The sequence below is a fragment of the Streptomyces sp. NPDC097107 genome, assembly GCF_044762405.1.
Taxonomy (GTDB): Bacteria; Actinomycetota; Actinomycetes; order Streptomycetales; family Streptomycetaceae; genus Streptomyces; species Streptomyces thinghirensis.
In genome coordinates this window covers 1-2,481 of record NZ_JBIWEF010000041.1, presented here as the reverse complement: position 1 = coordinate 2,481, position 2,481 = coordinate 1, and the positions used below count along the sequence as shown (strand labels likewise).

The window sequence follows — 2,481 nt, the reverse complement described above, 5'->3', positions numbered from 1 at the left end:
TTCGACCTCACCCGCAAGGAAGCCGAGCGCAGCAAGAACATGTTCGCGCTCGGGCTGCTGAGCTGGATGTACCACCGGCCCACCGAGGGCACCGAGAAGTTCCTGCGGGCCAAGTTCGCGAAGAAACCCGACATCGCCGCCGCGAACATCGCCGCCTACCGGGCCGGCTGGAACTTCGGCGAGACCACCGAGGACTTCGCCGTCTCCTACGAGGTCGCCCCCGCCGCCACCGCGTTCCCGCCCGGCGTCTACCGCAACATCTCCGGGAACCTGGCCCTGGCCTACGGCCTGATCGCCGCCTCCCGCCAGGCCGACCTGCCCCTCTTCCTCGGCTCCTACCCCATCACCCCCGCCTCCGACATCCTCCACGAACTCAGCCGCCACAAGAACTTCGGCGTACGCACCTTCCAGGCCGAGGACGAGATCGCCGGCATCGGCGCCGCACTCGGAGCCGCGTTCGGCGGCTTGCTGGCCGTGACCACCACCAGCGGCCCCGGCGTGGCACTCAAATCCGAGACCATCGGCCTCGCGGTCTCCCTGGAACTGCCCCTGCTGGTCGTGGACATCCAGCGCGGCGGCCCCTCCACCGGCCTGCCGACCAAGACGGAACAGGCCGACCTGCTCCAGGCCATGTACGGGCGCAACGGCGAGGCACCCGTCCCCGTCATCGCCCCCCGCACCCCGGCCGACTGCTTCGACGCCGTCCTGGAAGCAGCCCGCATCGCACTGGCCTACCGCACCCCCGTCTTCCTCCTCTCCGACGGCTACCTCGCCAACGGCTCCGAACCCTGGCGGATCCCGGAACCGGACGAACTGCCCGACCTCACCGTGCAGTTCACCCAGAGCCCGAACCACACCCTGGACGACGGCACCGCGGTGTTCTGGCCCTACAAACGCGACCCGCACACCCTCGCCCGCCCCTGGGCCATCCCCGGCACCCCCGGCCTCGAACACCGCATCGGCGGCATCGAGAAACAGGACGGCACCGGCAACATCTCCTACGACCCGGCCAACCACGACCTCATGGTCCGCACCCGCCAGGCCAAAATCGACGGCATCCAGGTCCCCGACCTGGACGTCGACGACCCGGACGGCGCGAAGACCCTCGTCCTGGGCTGGGGCTCCACCTACGGCCCCATCACCGCCGCCGTGCGCCGGATCCGCAAGGAGGACGGCGCGATCGCCCAGGCCCACCTGCGCCACCTCAACCCCTTCCCGCACAACCTCGGCACAGTGCTGAAGAGGTACGACACGGTGGTGATCCCCGAGATGAACCTCGGCCAGCTCGCCACCCTCGTCCGGGCGAAGTACCTGGTCGACGCCCAGTCCTACAACCAGGTCAACGGCATGCCGTTCAAAGCCGAACAGCTCGCCACCGTCCTGAAGGAGGCCATCGATGCCTGAGACGCCCACCGAAGACAAGCCGACGGGCACCGGCACGAGCACGACCGAGGCACTGACCCTCGTCCCCAAGGCCGAGGGCAGACAGTCCATGAAGGACTTCAAGTCCGATCAGGAAGTGCGCTGGTGCCCCGGCTGCGGCGACTACGCCGTCCTCGCCGCCGTGCAGGGCTTCATGCCCCAGCTCGGCCTGGCGAAGGAGAACATCGTCTTCGTCTCCGGCATCGGCTGCTCCTCCCGCTTCCCCTACTACATGAACACCTACGGGATGCACTCCATCCACGGCCGCGCCCCCGCCATCGCCACCGGACTCGCCACCTCCCGCCGCGACCTGTCCGTCTGGGTCGTCACCGGCGACGGCGACGCCCTCTCCATCGGCGGCAACCACCTCATCCACGCCCTGCGCCGCAACGTCAACCTCAAAATCCTCCTCTTCAACAACCGCATCTACGGCCTCACAAAAGGCCAGTACTCCCCCACCTCCGAAATCGGCAAAATCACCAAATCCACGCCGATGGGATCCCTCGACGCACCCTTCAACCCCGTCTCCCTCGCCCTCGGCGCCGAAGCCTCCTTCATCGCCCGCACCATCGACTCGGACCGCAAACACCTCACCGAGGTCCTGCGCCAGGCCGCCGAACACCCCGGCACCGCCCTGATCGAGATCTACCAGAACTGCAACATCTTCAACGACGGCGCCTTCGACGCCCTCAAAGACAAACAACAGGCCGAAGAAGCCGTCATCCGCCTCGAACACGGACAGCCCATCCGCTTCGGCACCGACGGCTCCAAAGGAGTGGTACGCGATCCACGGACCGGGGACCTGGAAGTCGTCGCGGTCACCCCGGACAACGAGACCGACATCCTCGTCCACGACGCCCACGCCACCTCCCCCACCACCGCCTTCGCCCTCTCCCGCCTCGCCGACCCCGACACCCTGCACCACACCCCCATCGGCGTCCTGCGCAACATCGACCGACCCGTCTACGACACCCTCATGACCGACCAGCTCGACACCGCCATCGAACACAACGGCAAAGGCGACCTCGCCACCCTCCTCACCGGCAACGACACCTGGAC

General features: G+C 67.8%; 2 protein-coding genes. Both read left to right on the top strand.

What is annotated here, in order from left to right; genetic code table 11:
• Positions 1-1,404: 2-oxoacid:acceptor oxidoreductase subunit alpha (locus tag ACIQ1J_RS35350; protein ID WP_403563501.1), on the top strand; the 1,404-nt coding region annotated here is incomplete at its 5' end.
• Positions 1,397-2,481 (top strand): 2-oxoacid:ferredoxin oxidoreductase subunit beta (locus tag ACIQ1J_RS35345; RefSeq protein ID WP_403563499.1); only part of this gene is annotated, 1,085 nt, incomplete at its 3' end. The genes ACIQ1J_RS35350 and ACIQ1J_RS35345, both read left to right, overlap by 8 nt.